This window comes from Tamlana flava, from assembly GCF_041287255.1.
GTDB classification, from domain to species: Bacteria; Bacteroidota; Bacteroidia; order Flavobacteriales; family Flavobacteriaceae; genus Tamlana; species Tamlana flava.
On sequence record NZ_JBGGTX010000003.1, the window covers coordinates 613,519 to 632,159 of the forward strand.

Genomic DNA, 18,641 nt, shown 5'->3' on the forward strand with positions numbered 1-18,641 from the left:
GCTACAGAATATCTAATTAATTATTTTAGAACAAATGAATGAAAATTTATCACTTACTTTTGGGGCTAACTATATTGTAATTTAAATGAGGATTTTCAGCAAACATAGCATAATTTTTTTTTTCGTTATTTCTAACGCACTCCTATACGCCCAAAAAATTGAGGTCTGTAAAACATGCCCAATTACAGCATTAACAGAGGCCATTGCCCAGGCCATGGATTACGATACTATCCTTGTCAAAAAAGGAACTTATAAAGAAAAGAATATTGTTATAAACAAACCACTAACCATTGTTGGCGAAAAATATCCGGTGATTGATGGGGAGCTTCAAGGCGAAATCATTACCATTACCGCCAACGATGTTACCATTGACGGCCTGTTTTTGATAAATGTTGGCACTAGCTATACGGAAGATTACGCAGCCATTAGAGTTAGAAAAAGCAAAAATTTTGTTATACAAAATGTAGTTTTGGAAAAGTTGTTTTTTGGTATCTATATTGAAAAATCAAGCCATGGGAAAATTTATCATAACAAAATAATTGGCAATGCCATTGAAGAATACAATTCTGGCAACGGCATTCAATTATGGTACAGCAACCATATTGAGATAGAGCACAATTATGTGCAACACGTAAGGGATGGCATTTATCTTGAATTTGCCAATAATTGCTTAATTAAAAACAATGTAAGTTCCAATAACCTGCGTTACGGTTTACATTTTATGTTTTCAAACAATGATATTTACAAAGACAACACCTTTCAAAACAATGGTGCAGGAGTAGCGGTAATGTTTTCTAAAAAAATAAAGATGTTCAATAATTATTTTAAAGACAATTGGGGAACCGCTTCATATGGTTTGCTTCTCAAGGAAATAAACGATGCAGAAATAATTGGCAACACCTTTGAAAAAAACACTACAGGAATTAACATTGAGGGCTCTAACCGCATTGTTTACAAAAACAACCATTTTAAAAGCAATGGTTGGGCCTTAAAAGTGCGCGGGGCATGTTATTCCAATAGTTTTCTTGAAAATAATTTTTTGTACAACTCTTTCGATATTTCATACAACAGTAAAGTGAACGACAATATTTTCGATAGAAACTTCTGGAGCAATTACACAGGATACGATCTTGATAAAAATGGCATAGGCGATGTACCATATAGACCCGTAAAACTTTTCTCCTACATTGCAAACAGAACGCCAGAAACCATTATTCTGCTACGTAGTTTATTTATCGATATCATTGATTTTTCAGAAAAAGTATCTCCCGTTTTTACTCCTGACAACCTATTGGACAACAACCCCTTAATTGAAAAAACGAAATGGTAATCATTCAAAATTTACATAAAAAATTTGGCAAAAATCAAGTTTTAAAAGGTGTTGACCTAGAAATTACTGATGGAGGAATCTTTGCCGTACTTGGCCCCAATGGATCTGGAAAAACCACGTTGATAAAATCGATTCTGGGCATGGTCATTCCAAATAAGGGCTACATTTCGGTGCTTGGCGAAAACATAAAAAACAACTCTGGTTACAGACACAAGATTGATTATTTGCCACAAATCGCCAACTTCCCGAACAACCTGAAAGTTATTGAACTTATTAAAATGATTAAGGATTTACGCAGACCCTCCAATAAAGACCAACATCTTATTAAGCTTTTTAAACTTGACCCGTTTATAGATAAAAAACTAGGCAACCTCTCAGGAGGCACCAAACAAAAAGTAAACCTAGTATTAACTTTTATGTTTGATAGCCCACTCATTGTTCTTGACGAACCCACAACAGGTTTAGACCCCATTTCGTTAATAGGATTAAAAACCTTGATTCAGACTGAAAAAGAAAAGGGAAAAACCATATTGATAACATCGCATATAATGAGTTTTGTTGAAGAAGTATCAGATGAAATTGTTTTTTTGCTAGATGGCAAAATATACTTTAAAGGACCCATTTCAAAATTAAAGACACAGACTGGACAACCAGATTTTGAAATCTCTATTGCCTCTTTATTAACCAATAACTATGTTTAAAATATTAAAATACAGTTTTTACGATTTAATACGAAGCCGTTGGAGCTATGTGTACTTTGCTTTCTACTTTATGCTCAGTATTGTGTTGCTGTTTTTAAACAACGATTTATCTAAAGCCGTAATTACCCTAATGAATGTTATTATTGTTCTCGTTCCGCTAATAGGAACTATTTTTGGTGTGATGTACTACTATAACTCAAAAGAGTTTACAGAACTGCTATTGGCACAGCCTTTAAATAGAACTTCAATTTTTTTAGGCCAATATTTAGGAGTTGCCATATCTCTATCAATGAGCCTAATACTTGGAATGGGTATTCCTTTTATAATTTATGGCTTGTTTAAAAGCAATGCCATATGGGATTTTTCGCTATTGCTAATTACAGGAACCTTTCTAACCTTTATATTTTCGGCCTTGGCCTTTAACATTGCTCTTTCAAACGAAAACAAAATAAAAGGTTTTGGCTATGCCATATTGTTATGGTTGTTTTTGGCAATAATTTATGACGGCATGTTTTTAATGTCGCTGATCTTGTTTGAAGATTACCCACTAGACAAATTATCTATAGTTGGTACCATGTTAAATCCGATTGATTTGTCAAGAACGCTAATCTTGTTAAAACTCGATATTTCGGCCCTGCTAGGATATACTGGCGCTGTTTTTAAGAAATTTTTTGGCACTAATTTGGGGTTAGTCATTTCATCTATAATGTTAGCTGTTTGGGTTTTATTGCCTGTACTTCGAATTGCAATTAAATCACAGAAAAAAGATTTTTAAACTAAGCACGTTCTAACTTTCCAAAAAAACAACCCTTTGCAGAACTAAATTCTTGGTTTAAAAAGGTCAATTCCTTTAAACATGTTTAAGTTGAAAAAATTATAAATTCCGGAAAGGAAGGCTTTCTGGAATTTTAGGTCTTTACAGAAATAATTCTACCCAAATTGTTGCTCAAGCTTCATAGCCTTAGGGAATAAGATATTATTTTCTAAATGAATGTGTAAATGCAAATCTTGCTCAAACTCTTGCAACATGGCATAGGTTACCTGGTAGGTATTACAAGCATCTTGTGGTGGGCTATAATGATTTGTAAGTTGTGCTATTTGCCTAAACCGTTCACCCTCGTTGTCGTGTTCTTGCTTCATCATTTCTATAGGATTTATAACTGCCCCAAACTTAGGCGTCCTAATGGTGGTTTCACCTATTTTAGCCGCTACCATTTTTTTAACAAATGGAAAAAGTATCAGCTCTTCCTTTTTCATATGCGCGGCTAAATCGGTTGCAGATTCCTTAAAAAGTTCATTAATTTTAAAAAGCTCTGGATGCCGCTCACCATGAACCTTGCAGAGCTTGTCCAAAAATTGGAGCAATACGGGAATTTTTTCTTCCACATAACGATGATGCTTTTTTTCTATGTAATCTACCAATAAATCGAGTGGCCACGATTTATAATCAATTGTTTGATCTGTTTTAGAATTTAACAGTACCTCCAGCTCATCCAATAATTGAGAGGTTTCTATGTCTTTTTTGTTGCAAACCTCTTCAATAGTTCTCTGCCCTTTACAACAAAAGTCTATGCCATATCTACTAAATACAGCTGCTGTTCTGTAATCATCAGCTACAAATTGCCCAATTTGCTTTTGGATTTTATCATTTAATATTTTCATAATTTTATTTATTTAGGATAATTTTATCCTATTTGTATTTAAATTTTTTAAACTTTCAAAAATGATGTGCCAGATTTTATGTTCAGTGCCAATTCTTCCAATGTGGTACTTTCCAACATGTAGTTTAGCTCATCCCTAACTCTTACAAATTTATCGTGAACCGGGCATGGGTGGTCTTGGTCGCATTGTTTCAAACCTAAGCCGCAACCCTTATAAATACCATCGCCATCTATGGCCTTTACGATCTCAGATAGCTTAATTGTAGAAATCTTAGCTTTTTCAATTTTAAACCCTCCATAAGCTCCCTTTACAGAATCAATTACATTGTGCCTCACAAGAGCCTGCAATATTTTTGCAGTAAATGCCTGGGGAGAATTTATTTCCTTGGATATTTCTTTTGGGCTAACACGCTTGTTCTCGAAAGATTTCATGGCAATAAAAATAGTTGCTTTAACACCGTATTCACAAGCCTTTGAAAACATAATATTATTTATCTCAGTACAAAACTACGAAGAAATTTTAAATAGGACAAACTTATCCTTATTTCTATTCAATATTTATTTCTCAAACAAACCTTTTGCCACTCCCGTTTTAAAATTAAAAACGAAACATCTTCGGAGAGCTTCAAAATATCTTCACCATGCAATTCTTTTACCTGCTTTTCTGAAACATCAACAATATAAAGTAGGTTTAAATACCCTGTAAATTTCTCCTGTATAAGTTTATAAATGGTTTCTTGAAGCAACAATTTTAGGCTTGAAGGCAATATTTCCTCATGAAAATCTAAATCAATATTTGCCAACAAAAAATCCTTGTTTAACTGCTCCACAAGTTTTTTATACAGCTTTAATTTATTTGCTTCTTCTATCAAACTATTGAATGTGGTTGGCAAGTGCATTAAACAGTTCTATTCATCAAATTATTACCAAACGCTTTTAAAAGTTCCTTTTTGTCTTCGGAAATATTTAAGGATTCTAAAATTAAAAATGCCTTGTTAGTGTAATCTTCAATGGCACTTTTTGTCGCCTCTGCCGAACCTGACGACACAAAAAACTGTTTGGTCACTTCAATTTTGGTGGCAATGTCCTCTGGGTTTGAGGAAAACAATTGCCTTAGTTCTACCTTATCGGTTTCATTCAAAAACTCTAAAGCCTTTAAATACAAATAGGTTTTTTTGTTTTCAATGATATCGCCACCAACTTGTTTTCCAAAAGACGTTGGGTCGCCAAAGGCATCTAAGTAATCGTCCTGCAATTGGAATGCGGCACCCAGATTTTTACCGAAATCGTAAATACTATTCTGGTCTTCTGTTGAAGCATTGGCTACAATGGCTCCCATTTTCATGGCTGCACCAACCAAAACGGCGGTTTTATATTCAATCATTTTTAAATACTCTGGGATGGTAACATCGTCCCTAGTTTCAAAATCCACATCATATTGTTGGCCTTCACAGACCTCTAAAGCAGTTTTACTGAATAGTTTTACAAGCTCATAAAATGGTTTTGGCTCATAGTTTTCAAATAGCGTGTAGGCCATAATCAGCATGGCATCACCTGACAGAATCCCCGTATTAACATCCCATTTTTCATGAACAGTTTCTTTTCCTCGACGCAGTGGAGCATCATCCATTATATCATCATGCACTAAGGAAAAATTATGAAATACCTCAATACTCAAAGCGGCATTCATGGCGTTTTTATAATTACCATTAAAAATATCCGTCGTCATTAAAGTTAAAATGGGGCGCAATCTTTTACCGCCCAAACTTAAAATATAGTTAATGGGCTCATAAAGATTTTTGGGCTCCTTTATTGTTGCACATTCTTCCAAATAAGCAACAAACTCGTTTTGGTATTTTTCAATTGAAAGCATCAAACAAAAATAAATGAAATAAAAATATTAAAAAGTTAGATTGTGAATTAAGTGTTAAATAATTGTAAAACTTTGGAAACTTTTTTTGTTTTTAAAGTTTCCTGTTGTATTTTCGGATCCGATTATGAGAGAAAAGATTTTAACAAATTCGGCTGAACTGTTTTTAAACTATGGTTTTAAAAGTGTTACCATGGATGATATCGCCAACGCCATAGGCATATCAAAAAAAACGATTTATCAACATTTTGACAACAAAACTAAACTTGTTGAAGCTACTACCTTACACATGTTTGAAGTTATCTCACATGGTATTGACTGTATTTGTGCACTTGACAAAAACCCTATTGAAGAGATTTATAAAATAAAGCAATTTGTGATGGTGCATCTAAAGGATGAAAAATCATCACCGCAATATCAGCTTCAAAAATACTATCCCAAGATTTTCGAATCCCTAAAATCAAAACAATTTAGCAAAATGAAGGGTTGCGTAACCAATAACTTAATAAGAGGTGTAGAAAAAGGATTGTATAGAGACAACATTAACATAGACTTTATTTCAAGATTATATTTTAACAGCACCCTTTGCTTAAAAGACCCTGAACTTTATCCGCTTAATGACTTTTCAATGAACACCCTTATGGATAATTATTTAGAGTACCATTTACGCGGCATCTGTACCCCAAAAGGCATGGAAATTTTAGAAAAATACTTAAACAATAATCAATCATAAAACATGAAGCAAAAACTAATTTTAATTTTTAGTTTGTCCGTGGTAATTCAAGGGTTTTCCCAAGAAAGCATACAAAGTTTTTCTTTACAGGAAGCTATAGATTTTGCACTTACAAATAATAGAACAGCTAAAAATGCGGCCCGAGATATTGAAGCCGCAAAAAAACAAAAATGGGAGACCACTTCTAGCGGTTTGCCTCAAATTTCAGCCGATATTGCTTATCAAAACTGGTTAAAACAACAAGTTTCGTTGATTCCAGCAGAGTTTTTTGGGGGTAACCCCGGCGAATTTCAGGATGTGATTTTTAGCCCAAAACAGAACGTAAATGCTACGGCAACAGTCACCCAAAAGATTTTTGATGGCTCCTATTTAGTTGGTTTACAATCAGCTAAAGTGTATTTACAAATTTCAAAAAACGCCAAAGAAAAAACAGATTTGGAAGTTAGAAAATCTGTGATTGAAGCCTATGGGAACGTTTTACTTGCTGAAGAAAGTGTGAACATTTTGCAACGTAATGTAGAAACTTTAGAGAAAAACGTTTTTGAAACTACTAAAATTTATGAAAACGGCCTTGAAGAGCAAGAAAGTGTTGATCAACTTCAAATTACGCTTTCTGGGGTAAGTAGTAATCTTAAAAATGTTTCCCGTTTAAAAGAGTTGGCGTACAAAATGCTTAACATAACGCTTGGGTTAGAGATTAACCATCCAACAACTTTAACGGACAATTTGGAAGCTCTAACCGCGCAAAACATTGTATTAGCTTTGCTTGAAGCCGATGAAACGGTTGAAAACACAATAGATTATAGAATTGCCGAAAATGATAAAAGAGCTAAAGAATTGCTATTAAAACTGGAAAAAAGCAAAGCACTGCCCACTTTGAATACATTTGTTAATGGAGGATATTCTGCTTTTGGCAATGATTTTGACTTCACTAGTAAAGACCAGAAATGGTTTGGTTCTTCGCTTTTGGGTGTCAACCTCAACGTCCCCATATTCAGTTCTTTAGGCAGAAGTGCTGCGACACAGCGTGCCAGAATAAATCTGGAAAAGGCCAAAGACGATTTAGTTGAAACCCAACAAAGAATTCAATTACAAATAGCCTCTGCAAAAAGCGATTACCAGTTTGCCATTGAGGATTATCAAAATAAAAAGCAAAATTTAAATCTGGCTGAACGTATTCAAACTAAAAACCAAACCAAATTTTTTGAAGGTATTGGTTCAAGTTTCGAGCTTCGCCAAGCACAAACCCAATTATATTCGGCGCAACAAGAATTCCTGCAAGCTATGCTTGACGTTATAAATAAAAAAGCAGCTTTAGAAACCGTACTCAACTCAATTAATTAATCACCAATCAATAAAACACGTAAAATGAAATACATATATTCTTTAATACTAATTGGAATACTTTCGGTTTACAGTTGCTCAAACTCCGAAAAAGGAACAAAATCAATTGATGAACTTATAGAAAATGGCAGCTTGGAAGAGCTAAAGCAAAAGCGCATAGATATTGCGGCCTCTTACGATAGTGTGGCCAACATTTTATCTCAACTTGAGAAAGCCATTGTAAAAAAAGACACGACCATAAAATACACATTGGTAACATCTTATAAAGTTAAAGACACTACGTTTACAAGCGACGTTTCTTTACAGGGCAGTGTTGAAACTTCTGAAAATATTTTAATTTATCCGGAATATCAAGGTGTTTTGTCCAGAGTTTATGTAAAAGAAGGGGAGCAAGTTAATAAAGGGCAACTTTTAGCAAAAATTGATGATGGTGGTTTATCCAGCCAATTAAGGCAGCTAAGAGTACAATACAATTTAGCCAAAACTACCTTTGAGCGCCAAGAGCGCTTATGGAACCAAAAAATTGGCAGTGAAATACAATACCTTCAGGCCAAAACCAATATGGAATCCACACAAAATGCTGTATGGCAACTTAAATCTCAATTAGAAAAAACAACTGTTAAAGCTCCTTTTTCAGGTGTTATTGACGACATAATAACCGAACAAGGACATGTTGTAACGCCTGGTATGCAGGCTATTATGCGTTTAGTGAACTTAGATAACATGTATGTTAAAGCCTCAGTGCCAGAAAACTATATAACCAGCATTAACAAAGGCTCATCTGTAAAGGTTACATTTTCCGCTTTGGGCAAAACAGTAGATGGAAAAGTTAAAACTGTTGGCAATTATATAAACCCTAGTAACAGAACTTTCGAGATTGAAGTTGACGTACCGAACGAAGATAAAGACATCAAACCAAACCTTATGGCCAATATGGATATTACAAACTATTCTAAAGCAGGTGCTTTGGTAGTTCCTTCCAATGCCATTCAAGAAAATTCATTGGGTGAAAAATATGCCTTTGTTTTAGAAAAAGCAGATAACGGAAATTTTAAGGCCATAAAAACCCAAATAGAAATAGGCAACAACAACGGCGGTATAGTAGAAATAATAAGTGGATTGGAAAAAGGTTTTGATATTGTGAAAGATGGCGCACTAACCTTGAAGGATGGTGAAATTGTAACCGTAAAATAAAATCAATCAACCAAAAGCATGAAAAATAATCAAGCGAAAAAATATTTCGGACTTTCCAATTGGTCCATTGATAACCCAATGACGGTATTTGTCATTATTGCCATTGTACTTTTGGGCGGATTGATTTCGTATTCTACCCTGCCTAGAGAGTCTTTTCCAGAAGTCGTAGAATCCAAGATATATGTCAGTTCAGTTTTTCCTGGAAACTCCGCGGAAGATGTTGAGAAACTCATTACCAAACCTTTGGAAGAAGAGATTAATGATATTACAGGGGTTACCAAAATAACCTCAACGTCCTTACAGGATTACTCCATTATTACCGTTGAGTTTGAAGAATCTATTCCTACTGACGATGCCAAAATAAAGATTAAGGACAAAATTGACATGGTAACCGCAGAGCAGGATTGGCCAACCATGGATGGTGGTGCAAAAGTAGAGCCAAATGCCTTTGACATGGACATTTCTGAAATGATGCCCATTGCCCAATTAAACCTAACTGGAAATTACACGGCCGAGCAGTTAAAAGATTTTGCTGAAGACCTTCAAGACCATATTGAAGATTTTCCAGAAATAAAAGAGGCCGCGGTTTTAGGTGTTCAAAACAAAGAGGTAGAAGTAGCCATAGATGCCTTTAAGATGACGGCAGCCGAAGTAAGTTTCAATCAAATAATAGGGTCTATTCAAAATGAAAACCTAACCATCTCTGGGGGCAATGTTATTGAAAATGGGTTACGAAGAAACATTCGTGTTATTGGTGAAATTGATAAACCAGAGGAATTGGCAAACATTGTTGTAAAAGAAGACAATGGTGCAGTTTACTTAAGGGATATTGCCGCCATAAACTTCAGGCAAAAAGATGCCACAACCTACGCCAGGGAATTTGGTAAGCCCGTAGTCATGTTGAGCATCAAAAAGAAAAGTGGCGAAAACATGATTGATGCCATGGATAAAATTAGAGATCACTTACCTGAAGCGAAAGCAACCTACCTTCCAGACAATTTAAACGTTTCAATTACTAGTGACGAATCGACTAGAACAGAAGACCAAGTTGCTGAATTGGAAAACAGCATCATTTTTGGTGTTATTTTGGTTGTTAGTGTTTTGATGTTCTTTTTAGGCTTTAGAAACGCCCTTTTTGTTGGTATAGCTATTCCACTTTCCATTCTGTTATCATTTTTAATCTTACCCGTGGTTGGTGATGGCTTAGGCATGAACATTACGCTTAACACCATGGTTTTGTTTGCAACGGTTATGGGGCTGGGTATGTTGGTAGACAATGGGATTGTGGTAGTTGAGAACGTTTACAGACTTATGGATGAAGGGGTTCCAAGAATGGAAGCCGCCAAACAGGGTGTTGGCGAAATTGCTTGGCCAATTATTGCTTCAACGGCAACTACTCTTGCGGCTTTTTTACCTCTTGGCTTTTGGCCGGGTATTATGGGCAAATTCATGATTTATTTCCCATTAACACTTTCTACCGTACTTTTCTCTTCACTGTTTGTTGCATTGGTCATAAATTCCACATTGACCTCAGTGCTTATGAAGACAGAAGAAGAAGTCATGTCAAGAAAATCACTTATTAAAATAAGTGTTGCTCTGTTAGCCTTTGGGATTCTTTTATTGATATCTGGAATTTTTGAAACGCACATTATTTTTCAGATTCTAGGTTTAATAGTTTTTTTAGGCGCTTTGGTTATGACCTTTTTGGGCTGGCTTGATAGAAGCAAAACCAAAATGCTAAAACGAGGCTTAGGCTTGATGGCCATAGGTATTTTATTCACAATTTTAGGGTTTGTTGGCGGGCCAAAGGCATTGGTTGGGTTTGGTAACTTATTTGTTTTTACATCCATTTCGCTTTGGTTTTTTAAATATCTGTTAATACCGGCATCAAAAAACTTTCAGTTTAAAACCCTGCCAAAAATTGAAAAATTATACCAAAATCAGCTATATACAGCTCTGAAAGGTAAATATGCTTACATCTATGTATTTGGAACATTTGGGTTGTTGATTTTAGCCTTTATCGTTTTTGGTATTTCAACCCCAAAAACATTGTTTTTCCCAGACAACCAGCCCAATCAAGCCATTGTATACATAGAATTTCCAGAGGGCACCGATATTGAAAAAACTAATGAGCTCACTAAAAAAGTGGAGCAACGCGTTTACAAAGTATTGGATAAATACGAATATGAAAAAGATGGCGAACCATACAACTACATGGCAGAAACGATTATTTCCCAAGTTGGCGAAGGTTCTGGAAACCCTTTTACCGATGGCCCTTCACAAAACGAAATGCCAAACAAGGGTAAAGTAACCGTTTTGTTCAGGCAGTTTAAATACAGGTTTGACCAAGAAGGCAATAAAATTAGCAGTTCTGATGTGTTGTCTGAAATACGAGATGCTGTACAAGGTTTTCCTGGCGTGAGCATCATAGCCGAAAAAGACCAAAACGGGCCTCCTGTTGGATATCCCATCAACATCGAGTTAAAAGGGGAAGATTACAAAGAGCTTTTAACAGAAGCGAAGAATATCCAATCATTTATCGACGAGCAAAACATCCCTGGGATTGAAGACCTAAACCTTGATGTTAACGAGAACAAACCTGAAATGGAAGTGCTTGTTAATCGTGAAAAAGCTGGTGAACTAGGTGTTTCTACGGCACAAGTGGGTCAAGCACTTCGTTCTGCAATTTATGGCTTTAATGCTTCTACCTATAAAGATGGTGAAGATGATTATGATGTTTTCGTCCGTTTCGATGGTGAGAGCAGATACAACAAAAACGCATTATTCAACCAAAATATCACCTTTAGGGACAACACCGGGAAACTTAAAAAAATTCCATTGTCAACCTTGGTTGAAACCAAAAACATTGCAACGTTCAGCTCCATAAAACGTAAGGATTTAAAGCGTGTAATAACCATTTATTCTAACGTCTTAGAGGGGTTCAATGCCACTGAAATTGTTCAGAAAATTCAGGAATCCATGAAAAATTACGACCTCCCAAGTGGCATGTCGTATAATTTTACTGGAGAGCAGGAAGAAATGGCAAAAAACATGGCCTTTTTATCCAAAGCCTTGGTCATTGCTATGTTCTTGATTCTTTTGATTATAGTGGCGCAATTTAACTCCATATCAAAACCATTTATCATTTTTGTGGCAATCGTACTCAGTTTTATTGGTGTATTGTTTGGATTGGTAATTTTCCAAATGGATTTTGTTGTGATGATGACCATGATGGGTATTATATCGTTGGCCGGAATTGTGGTAAACAATGCCATTGTACTTATTGATTACACACAGTTACTGATTGATAGGAAGAAGAACGAATTAAATATGGAAAAAAGTGAATTATTGACCAGAGAACAGTACCGCGATATTATTGTAGCAGCCGGAACCAACCGTTTACGCCCTGTATTGTTGACCGCTATAACAACTATTTTAGGGCTGATTCCTTTGGCAGTTGGATTGAACCTGAATTTCTTTACGTTATTCACAGAATTTGACCCTCAAATTTATATTGGAGGAGACAACAACATTTTCTGGAAACCAATGTCGTGGACCATTATTTTCGGGTTATCGTTCGCAACGTTCTTGACCTTGATCATCGTACCGACCATGTTCTACTTACTAAATCGTGCCAAAATAAGATTTAGAAATGGAGACAATCAAGATACAAATGAAAATTGAGTTTCATAAAAGTTTAAAGCCCCGACAATTTTCGGGGCTTTTATTTATAAAACAAAAAAGCTTCCCAAAATGAGAAGCTTAATATCCTGTTGTTGTGCGGGCGGGGAGACTCGAACTCCCACACCTCGCGGCACTAGATCCTAAGTCTAGCGTGTCTACCAATTCCACCACGCCCGCAAAAGGACTGCAAATATAAACAAGATTTTTAAATTGCAAATAGCAATTTATTAAAAACATTCTTTTTTTATACTTTTGAAAAGTAACATCAAAGACTTCATGGAAAACATAAAATCTTACATAAAAGAACACAAAGACCGCTTTTTAAACGAGCTTATTGAATTACTGAAAATACCATCAATCAGTGCTGATTCAGCATATAAAAATGATGTACTTAAAACTGCCGATGCCATTAAATTAAGTTTAGAGGAAGCTGGTTGTAATATTGTTGAAATCTGCCCAACAGATGGCTATCCAATCGTTTACGGCGAAAAAATAATAGATAAAAATTTGCCAACCGTTTTGGTATATGGGCACTACGACGTGCAACCACCAGACCCTTTGAATTTATGGGACTCCCCTCCATTTGAACCCATTATAAAAAGCACCGCTTTGCATCCTGATGGTGCCATTTTTGCGCGAGGTGCTTGTGATGACAAAGGGCAAATGTACATGCACGTAAAAGCCATGGAATTCATGACTTCAACAAACCAGCTGCCATGCAACGTAAAATTCATGATTGAGGGTGAAGAAGAAGTAGGCAGTGCCAACCTAGCCACTTTTGTAAAAAACAATCAGAAAAAATTAAAAAATGATGTAATTCTTATTTCAGATACTGGAATGATAGCTAAAGATGTGCCGTCAATTACCACTGGTTTAAGGGGCTTGAGTTATGTTGAAGTTGAAGTCACTGGCCCAAACCGTGACTTACATTCTGGTCTTTACGGTGGTGCCGTTGCTAATCCTATCAATATTATAACCAAAATGATTGCTTCACTTCACGACGAAAACAACCACATTACCATTCCCGGTTTTTATGATAAGGTTGAAGGACTAAGCAAAGAAGAACGCGCAGAAATGGCCAAAGCCCCTTTTAGTTTGGATGCTTACAAAAAAGCACTGGACATCGATGCCGTTTACGGCGAAACGGGCTATACTACCAACGAGCGAAACTCCATTCGCCCAACCTTGGATGTTAATGGCATTTGGGGCGGTTATATTGGTGAAGGCGCAAAAACGGTGATTGCAAGCAAAGCGTACGCAAAAATATCCATGCGCTTGGTACCTCATCAAGATTGGGAGGAAATCACCAAATTGTTTACCAAGCATTTTATGGCCATCGCTCCAAAAGGCGTTAAGGTTAAAGTCAAGCCCCACCATGGTGGGCAAGGCTATGTAACCCCAATAGATAGCATTGGCTACCAAGCCGCCAGTAAAGCCTATGAAGTAACATTTGGCAAAGCCCCAATTCCACAGCGAAGTGGTGGCAGCATTCCTATTGTTGCCCTTTTCGAGCAGGAACTTAAAAGCAAAACCATTTTGATGGGCTTCGGCCTGGACAGCGATGCCATTCACTCCCCTAATGAACATTTTGGCATTTGGAACTATCTAAAAGGCATTGAAACCATTCCGCATTTTTACAAATATTTTGCGGAATCATTTAAATAATAACAGCATTACCATAAGTGTTGCATTTTCACTAATAGTTTTGACTCGATGCTCACCTCGTAAAAGCTAACCATTAAAATCGCTAACGCAAATTCCAACCTTTTGAAAGATCAACATAGCACCCATCTTATTCAACTTGCTATAGCGACACTTTTTATAAGTGCTTCTGGCGCGTTGGGCAAGTTTATTGATATGCCGACACCAGTTGTTGTGTGGTGGCGTTCTATTTTGGGCGCAATATTCTTGTTAGGGTTTTGTGTTTACAAAAAATTCAATTTAAAAATCGATTCACGACAAGATGCCCTTGCCATCTTCTCAAGTGGACTTTTAATGGGAGGGCATTGGCTATTTTATTTCTACGCGCTTAAACTCTCAAACGTTGCTATTGGCATGTTATCTTTATTTGTGTTCCCCATATTTACCGCCTTTTTAGAGCCACTTTTTATCAAAGTAAAGTTCGACCCCATTTACATCCTTTTGGGAATTATGGTTTTAATTGGCATGTATATTTTAGCACCAGAATTCAGCTTAGAGAACACCCGTTTTCAGGGTATCCTGTTCGGTTTGCTATCGGCATTGTGCTATGCCGTTCGCAATATTATTTCCAAAAAACTGACGAATAATTACAATGCAACAAGCATCATGCTATATCAAACTAGCATATTAACCGTTATACTTTTTCCTGTCCTATTTTTTATGGATACCTCAAATATTGCCAGCCAATACCCTTATGTTCTTCTGTTAGCTCTTGTGGTAACAGCAATCGGACACACACTATTAGTAAATAGTTTAAAGCATTTTTCAGTAAGCACAGCAAGCATCATCAATAGTGTTCAGCCCATTTTCGGGATTATTATTGCCTTTATTTTTCTCAATGAAATTCCAACCGCAAACACTTATTTGGGAGGCTCCTTAATTCTTTTAACGGTTGTTATTGAAAGTGTACGCTCTAGAAACAAATAATAAAAAAGCCATCAAAAATGATGGCTTTTTTATTGCTTATGGTAAGTAAGAATAGCCTTTTCGCGTTTTCCAAAGGAAATATTTTTCAAACAACACCTTTGAAAAATCATAGAATACATTAGGTATCATGATTGCAAAATTTCTAGGTTTGAAAAGTTTATCGCTTAAAATGATAACCTCTTTTTTACCAGCATCCATAACACATATTCCAGGTATTTTTCCCCAAGCTTTTTTCTTCAACTTAGTTTTACCTTTGGTTACTCTTATAATGTTTTCTGCAACAATTTTACCTGTTTCATCAGACGGGTAGCCCGTTTTTGGACCAGAGAAAGGAACTTTGCCAGGTTTAAATGGCAACTTAACATCTACGGCAATACCAGCAGCCCAAACATTAGGTAAGCTAACATGTCTGTAATCATCTGTTACAGGGATATAACCAGTAGCAGTTGCATTAAGTTCTGGTGAATTTTTAACAAACTCTACACCTAAAAATGGCGGCATTAACATGGTAAAGTTACTTGGCAACTCTTCATCTGTTGTTAAAATTACTTTATCCTTTAAAACTTCTTTTACGCCTACCTCGGTTCTGTAATGAATGTTGAACATCTTCATAAAAGATTTTAACATAGTCTCACCACCTGTCATTCCATCAATACCAAAATGTCCTAAAAATGTTTCAGGAGTAATCCAGTATAAATCTACTTTTTTTCTGATTTTTTGCTCTCTAAGCCACTTTTCAATATTGAACAAAAACTCGTAAGCTGCGCCCATACAACCAGCATTTTGTGTTGCACCAATTACTATTGGGCCAGGGTTTTCCTTAAAGTTTTCTAGGGCTTCACGTGTTTTCATGGCACCATTTGGTGTTCCAATGTAGTGGGCATATTCTTCAACACCTGGAGCCACATCATATTTTACCTTTGGCCCAGTGGCAATTACCAAATGGTCATAATGCACTGATCCTTTATCCGTTATAACCTCCTGTTTTTTAGTGTCTACCTTTAATGCTTCAGCAACTAAAAAATCAACGCCTTTCTTTTTAAGTATTTCATCTTTTCTAAATGAAATATCTTTTATGTTACGTCTTCCAAATGGCACCCATATTAATGATGGAATAAACAAAAACAAGGGCGATTTATCAATCATAATAACCTTATGTTGGTCTTTTCCTTTACGCTTAATCTCGAGGGCTGCAGTCATACCTGCAAAGTTTCCTCCTACTACTACTGTTGTTGTCATGATTATTGATTTTAATATAGTACAAAGTTAACTCCATCGCCAAATATAGAACGTTACAAATGTGACATAACAACTTAAAAACTAAAATAATAAGCCATTAAATGTAACAAATTGATTGTCTTGACGTTCTAATAGTCAATCATCAATCAAATCACATAGTATGCTTAAGCGTTTTTTTATCATCTGCTCGGGTGCAGATACTGATATTTTAAAGGATTGTTCCGTTGGCGAACAAAACAAATATGCTGGTATTGGCGCCACAGTTTTCTTTACAGCAATCATGGCATTCATTGCCGCCAGTTATGCTCTTTATACCGTTTTTGATAATTTGTTCACAGCCATTTTTTTCGGATTTATTTGGGGCTTGCTTATTTTTAATCTAGACCGTTACATTGTTTCAACCATAAAAAAGACGGGGAATGTTATTGATGAACTTATTCAAGCGTCGCCAAGAATTATTTTAGCGATAATAATAGCAGTGGTTATTTCAAAACCATTGGAACTTAAAATTTTCGAAAAAGAGATCAATCAAGTATTGCTGGAGCAGAAAAATGACATGACCCTTTCCAATAAAACTCAAATTGCCAAACAGTTTGACCCAACTATTGCATCACTCCAAGGCGACATTAACCGACTTCAAAATGAAATAACCAACAAAGAAGCAGAAGTAAACCAATTGTATGACACATACATTGCCGAAGCAGAAGGCACGGCTGGTACAAAATTATTGGGCAAAGGCCCTGTGTATAAGGAAAAACGTGATAAACACGATACGCTTTTGGCAGAACTCAATCAACTTAAAGAAGAAAATAAGGCAAAAATCAACAGTATTGAAACCCAAATTGTACAACTTAAAAACGATTATGATGCCGAGGTTTTGAATACCCAGCCCATAATAAATAATTTTGATGGTTTAATGGCCCGCGTTAATGCACTGGGCAAATTACCTTGGTTGCCTTCATTATTTATATTCTTGCTGTTTTTAGCCATTGAAACATCACCGATTTTTGCCAAACTAGTATCGCCCAAAGGTGCTTATGATTTTAAATTGGAAGACCATGAATCGGCCATAAAAACAAACCTGTTGCAGAATAAAAATCAGCAACAGACCATGTTAAAAACCGATTACGCTCTAAACGACCGCATTTATAGCGATATTGAACGTGAAGACGAACTTTACAACTACAAGCGTAAAAAAGCGAGAGAGCTCATGCAGCTGCAAGCAGATGCCTTCTATAAAAAACAGAAAAACGTATTATAAATTTTAAGCTGCGGTGTCAGTTTTAAAATGGTCGTACAACTCTTTACAACCAAAAGCAACTATAGAAAGTCTTTTGTTTTTCACCAAAGCTTCATTATGAAGTTGAACAATGGCTTCAACTCCATATTTATCCATACCTACAACATCTTGGATGTTTATGGTAATATCATTTAATTTTTCAAAAACGTTCTTAAATTCTCTGTGGAAAAGCTTTAAGTTACTTTTGTTTAAAGTCCCTTTAATTTTAAAGAAGTTGTTGCAATTGGTAATTTTTAAATCCATAGCATAATGTTTTTAATTGATTTAATAATAAACTTGAGGGAGAGCAATTACTTGAGTGTAATCTAAATGTATAAAACTGATATTTTTCTAGTGCAATTTTTTCGACAAATAGATTTTTACTTTGGATAAAAACAAACGCTATGTCAATTTCATCGATGAGTGACGTTTTACAATAAACAGATTTTGTTACTTTTACCCAATAAGTGAAATTTAAAATGAGAATTGAAATAACCCCTATATTCATACCCTATGAAAAAATTGGCTTTATTGTTATGCTTCGTATGTGCTTCAAACAGTTTTTCCCAAACTACAATAGAAGATGATATAAAGGATATTAACAAGGTATTAAAAAAGCAACGCATTGCGTGGTCTAACAATAATTTGAAAGAATATATGGAAGGCTATTGGAAAAGCGATTCGCTTAAATTTTATAGCAATCGTGGAGTTGTATACGGTTGGCATGATACTTTAGAGCGCTACCAAAAAGCCTACCCAACAGAAGCGCACACTGGAAAATTAAGCTTCAGGATAAATGATGTTACCCAAATAAGTGACAGGGCTTATTATGTTTTGGGAGAATACCACATTAAAAGGGACATTGGCAACGCCGATGGTATTTTTATGCTGGTTTTTAAAAAGATTAATGGTGAGTGGAAAATTATTGTCGACACCTCAACCTAAAACTCCTTATCTAAAACGACATCCAGTTTGAAG

17 protein-coding genes and 1 tRNA gene are annotated in these 18,641 nt (G+C 35.7%); 11 read left to right on the forward strand and 7 right to left on the reverse strand.

Annotated elements, in window-relative coordinates; all coding sequences use genetic code 11:
• Positions 1 to 85 precede the first annotated feature (85 nt).
• Genes ACB104_RS11820 through ACB104_RS11830 form a run of 3 tightly spaced genes read left to right on the forward strand, consistent with a single transcriptional unit; the run spans position 86 to position 2,806 of the window.
• The gene (locus ACB104_RS11820; RefSeq protein WP_370478942.1) at positions 86 to 1,330 is read left to right on the forward strand and encodes a nitrous oxide reductase family maturation protein NosD; all 1,245 of its coding nucleotides are present in this window, start codon (positions 86 to 88) and stop codon (positions 1,328 to 1,330) included.
• Entirely contained in the window at positions 1,324 to 2,031 is a 708-nt protein-coding gene (locus tag ACB104_RS11825) for an ABC transporter ATP-binding protein (protein WP_370478943.1), read from the forward strand. Before ACB104_RS11820 ends, ACB104_RS11825 begins: the two co-directional genes overlap by 7 nt.
• Positions 2,024 to 2,806 carry an ABC transporter permease gene (locus tag ACB104_RS11830; RefSeq protein ID WP_370478945.1) on the forward strand — a complete coding sequence of 261 codons (783 nt, stop codon included), beginning with the start codon at positions 2,024 to 2,026 and terminating at the stop codon, positions 2,804 to 2,806. The genes ACB104_RS11825 and ACB104_RS11830 overlap by 8 nt, the downstream gene beginning before the upstream one ends.
• Positions 2,807 to 2,961: 155 nt before the next feature.
• Here the strand turns inward: ACB104_RS11830 and ric are convergent, their stop codons facing one another.
• The 4 genes from ric to ACB104_RS11850 all read right to left on the reverse strand — a co-directional run bounded on the left by ric (position 2,962) and on the right by ACB104_RS11850 (position 5,565).
• Entirely contained in the window at positions 2,962 to 3,693 is a 732-nt protein-coding gene (gene ric, locus ACB104_RS11835; protein ID WP_370478947.1) for an iron-sulfur cluster repair di-iron protein, read from the reverse strand.
• Between the two features lie 47 nt (positions 3,694 to 3,740).
• On the reverse strand, positions 3,741 to 4,175 hold the full coding sequence (locus ACB104_RS11840; protein ID WP_370478948.1) for an RrF2 family transcriptional regulator: 435 nt from the start codon (positions 4,173 to 4,175) through the stop codon (positions 3,741 to 3,743).
• A gap of 68 nt (positions 4,176 to 4,243) precedes the next feature.
• Positions 4,244 to 4,591, reverse strand: a complete 348-nt coding sequence (locus ACB104_RS11845; RefSeq protein ID WP_370478950.1) for a hypothetical protein — start codon at positions 4,589 to 4,591, stop codon at positions 4,244 to 4,246.
• Positions 4,591 to 5,565, reverse strand: a complete 975-nt coding sequence (locus tag ACB104_RS11850) for a polyprenyl synthetase family protein (protein ID WP_370478952.1) — start codon at positions 5,563 to 5,565, stop codon at positions 4,591 to 4,593. Before ACB104_RS11850 ends, ACB104_RS11845 begins: the two co-directional genes overlap by 1 nt.
• A gap of 124 nt (positions 5,566 to 5,689) precedes the next feature.
• On the opposite strand from ACB104_RS11850, the gene ACB104_RS11855 reads away from it, so the two are divergent.
• From ACB104_RS11855 to ACB104_RS11870, 4 genes are read left to right on the forward strand one after another with little or no spacing between them, the layout of a single operon-like run.
• A complete protein-coding gene (locus ACB104_RS11855; protein ID WP_370478953.1) occupies positions 5,690 to 6,295 on the forward strand; it encodes a TetR/AcrR family transcriptional regulator in 606 nt (201 codons plus the stop codon).
• Positions 6,296 to 6,298: 3 nt separating this feature from the next.
• Positions 6,299 to 7,639: a TolC family protein gene (locus ACB104_RS11860; protein ID WP_370478955.1), complete on the forward strand. Its 1,341-nt coding sequence runs from the start codon at positions 6,299 to 6,301 to the stop codon at positions 7,637 to 7,639.
• A 24-nt stretch (positions 7,640 to 7,663) separates the two neighbouring features.
• The gene (locus tag ACB104_RS11865) at positions 7,664 to 8,833 is read left to right on the forward strand and encodes an efflux RND transporter periplasmic adaptor subunit (protein WP_370478957.1); all 1,170 of its coding nucleotides are present in this window, start codon (positions 7,664 to 7,666) and stop codon (positions 8,831 to 8,833) included.
• A gap of 18 nt (positions 8,834 to 8,851) precedes the next feature.
• A complete protein-coding gene (locus ACB104_RS11870; RefSeq protein ID WP_370478958.1) occupies positions 8,852 to 12,517 on the forward strand; it encodes an efflux RND transporter permease subunit in 3,666 nt (1,221 codons plus the stop codon).
• Between the two features lie 95 nt (positions 12,518 to 12,612).
• Here the strand turns inward: ACB104_RS11870 and ACB104_RS11875 are convergent.
• Positions 12,613 to 12,694: transfer RNA gene (locus ACB104_RS11875), tRNA-Leu, on the reverse strand.
• Between the two features lie 99 nt (positions 12,695 to 12,793).
• Between ACB104_RS11875 and ACB104_RS11880 the strand changes: the two genes are divergently transcribed.
• Complete coding sequence (locus ACB104_RS11880; RefSeq protein WP_370478960.1) at positions 12,794 to 14,182, forward strand: dipeptidase; 1,389 nt, start codon at positions 12,794 to 12,796, stop codon at positions 14,180 to 14,182.
• Between the two features lie 102 nt (positions 14,183 to 14,284).
• Entirely contained in the window at positions 14,285 to 15,145 is an 861-nt protein-coding gene (locus tag ACB104_RS11885; RefSeq protein WP_370478961.1) for a DMT family transporter, read from the forward strand.
• 36 nt (positions 15,146 to 15,181) lie between these two features.
• Here ACB104_RS11885 and ACB104_RS11890 read toward each other — a convergent pair whose 3' ends face one another.
• Complete coding sequence (locus tag ACB104_RS11890; protein WP_370478963.1) at positions 15,182 to 16,384, reverse strand: NAD(P)/FAD-dependent oxidoreductase; 1,203 nt, start codon at positions 16,382 to 16,384, stop codon at positions 15,182 to 15,184.
• A 160-nt stretch (positions 16,385 to 16,544) separates the two neighbouring features.
• On the opposite strand from ACB104_RS11890, the gene ACB104_RS11895 reads away from it, so the two are divergent.
• Positions 16,545 to 17,645 (forward strand): DUF4407 domain-containing protein, encoded by a 1,101-nt coding sequence (locus tag ACB104_RS11895; RefSeq protein WP_370478965.1) that lies wholly within the window; start codon positions 16,545 to 16,547, stop codon positions 17,643 to 17,645.
• Positions 17,646 to 17,648: 3 nt separating this feature from the next.
• On the opposite strand, the gene ACB104_RS11900 is transcribed toward ACB104_RS11895, so the two are convergent.
• Positions 17,649 to 17,927 (reverse strand): STAS domain-containing protein, encoded by a 279-nt coding sequence (locus ACB104_RS11900; protein ID WP_370478966.1) that lies wholly within the window; start codon positions 17,925 to 17,927, stop codon positions 17,649 to 17,651.
• 249 nt (positions 17,928 to 18,176) lie between these two features.
• On the opposite strand from ACB104_RS11900, the gene ACB104_RS11905 reads away from it, so the two are divergent.
• On the forward strand, positions 18,177 to 18,608 hold the full coding sequence (locus ACB104_RS11905; RefSeq protein WP_370478968.1) for a YybH family protein: 432 nt from the start codon (positions 18,177 to 18,179) through the stop codon (positions 18,606 to 18,608).
• Positions 18,609 to 18,641 lie beyond the last annotated feature (33 nt).

Bases quoted from the DNA above. Each gene is read 5' to 3' on its own strand.
- ACB104_RS11825 (WP_370478943.1), top strand. From the start codon at position 1,324: ATGGTAATCATTCAAAATTTACATAAAAAATTTGGCAAAAATCAAGTT.
- ACB104_RS11890 (WP_370478963.1), bottom strand. From the start codon at position 16,384: ATGACAACAACAGTAGTAGTAGGAGGAAACTTTGCAGGTATGACTGCA.
- ACB104_RS11845 (WP_370478950.1), bottom strand. From the start codon at position 4,591: ATGCACTTGCCAACCACATTCAATAGTTTGATAGAAGAAGCAAATAAA.
- ACB104_RS11900 (WP_370478966.1), bottom strand. From the start codon at position 17,927: ATGGATTTAAAAATTACCAATTGCAACAACTTCTTTAAAATTAAAGGG.
- ACB104_RS11840 (WP_370478948.1), bottom strand. From the start codon at position 4,175: ATGTTTTCAAAGGCTTGTGAATACGGTGTTAAAGCAACTATTTTTATT.
- ACB104_RS11860 (WP_370478955.1), top strand. From the start codon at position 6,299: ATGAAGCAAAAACTAATTTTAATTTTTAGTTTGTCCGTGGTAATTCAA.
- ACB104_RS11855 (WP_370478953.1), top strand. From the start codon at position 5,690: ATGAGAGAAAAGATTTTAACAAATTCGGCTGAACTGTTTTTAAACTAT.
- ric (WP_370478947.1), bottom strand. From the start codon at position 3,693: ATGAAAATATTAAATGATAAAATCCAAAAGCAAATTGGGCAATTTGTA.
- ACB104_RS11820 (WP_370478942.1), top strand. From the start codon at position 86: ATGAGGATTTTCAGCAAACATAGCATAATTTTTTTTTTCGTTATTTCT.
- ACB104_RS11830 (WP_370478945.1), top strand. From the start codon at position 2,024: ATGTTTAAAATATTAAAATACAGTTTTTACGATTTAATACGAAGCCGT.
- ACB104_RS11895 (WP_370478965.1), top strand. From the start codon at position 16,545: ATGCTTAAGCGTTTTTTTATCATCTGCTCGGGTGCAGATACTGATATT.
- ACB104_RS11850 (WP_370478952.1), bottom strand. From the start codon at position 5,565: ATGCTTTCAATTGAAAAATACCAAAACGAGTTTGTTGCTTATTTGGAA.
- ACB104_RS11870 (WP_370478958.1), top strand. From the start codon at position 8,852: ATGAAAAATAATCAAGCGAAAAAATATTTCGGACTTTCCAATTGGTCC.
- ACB104_RS11865 (WP_370478957.1), top strand. From the start codon at position 7,664: ATGAAATACATATATTCTTTAATACTAATTGGAATACTTTCGGTTTAC.
- ACB104_RS11880 (WP_370478960.1), top strand. From the start codon at position 12,794: ATGGAAAACATAAAATCTTACATAAAAGAACACAAAGACCGCTTTTTA.
- ACB104_RS11905 (WP_370478968.1), top strand. From the start codon at position 18,177: ATGAAAAAATTGGCTTTATTGTTATGCTTCGTATGTGCTTCAAACAGT.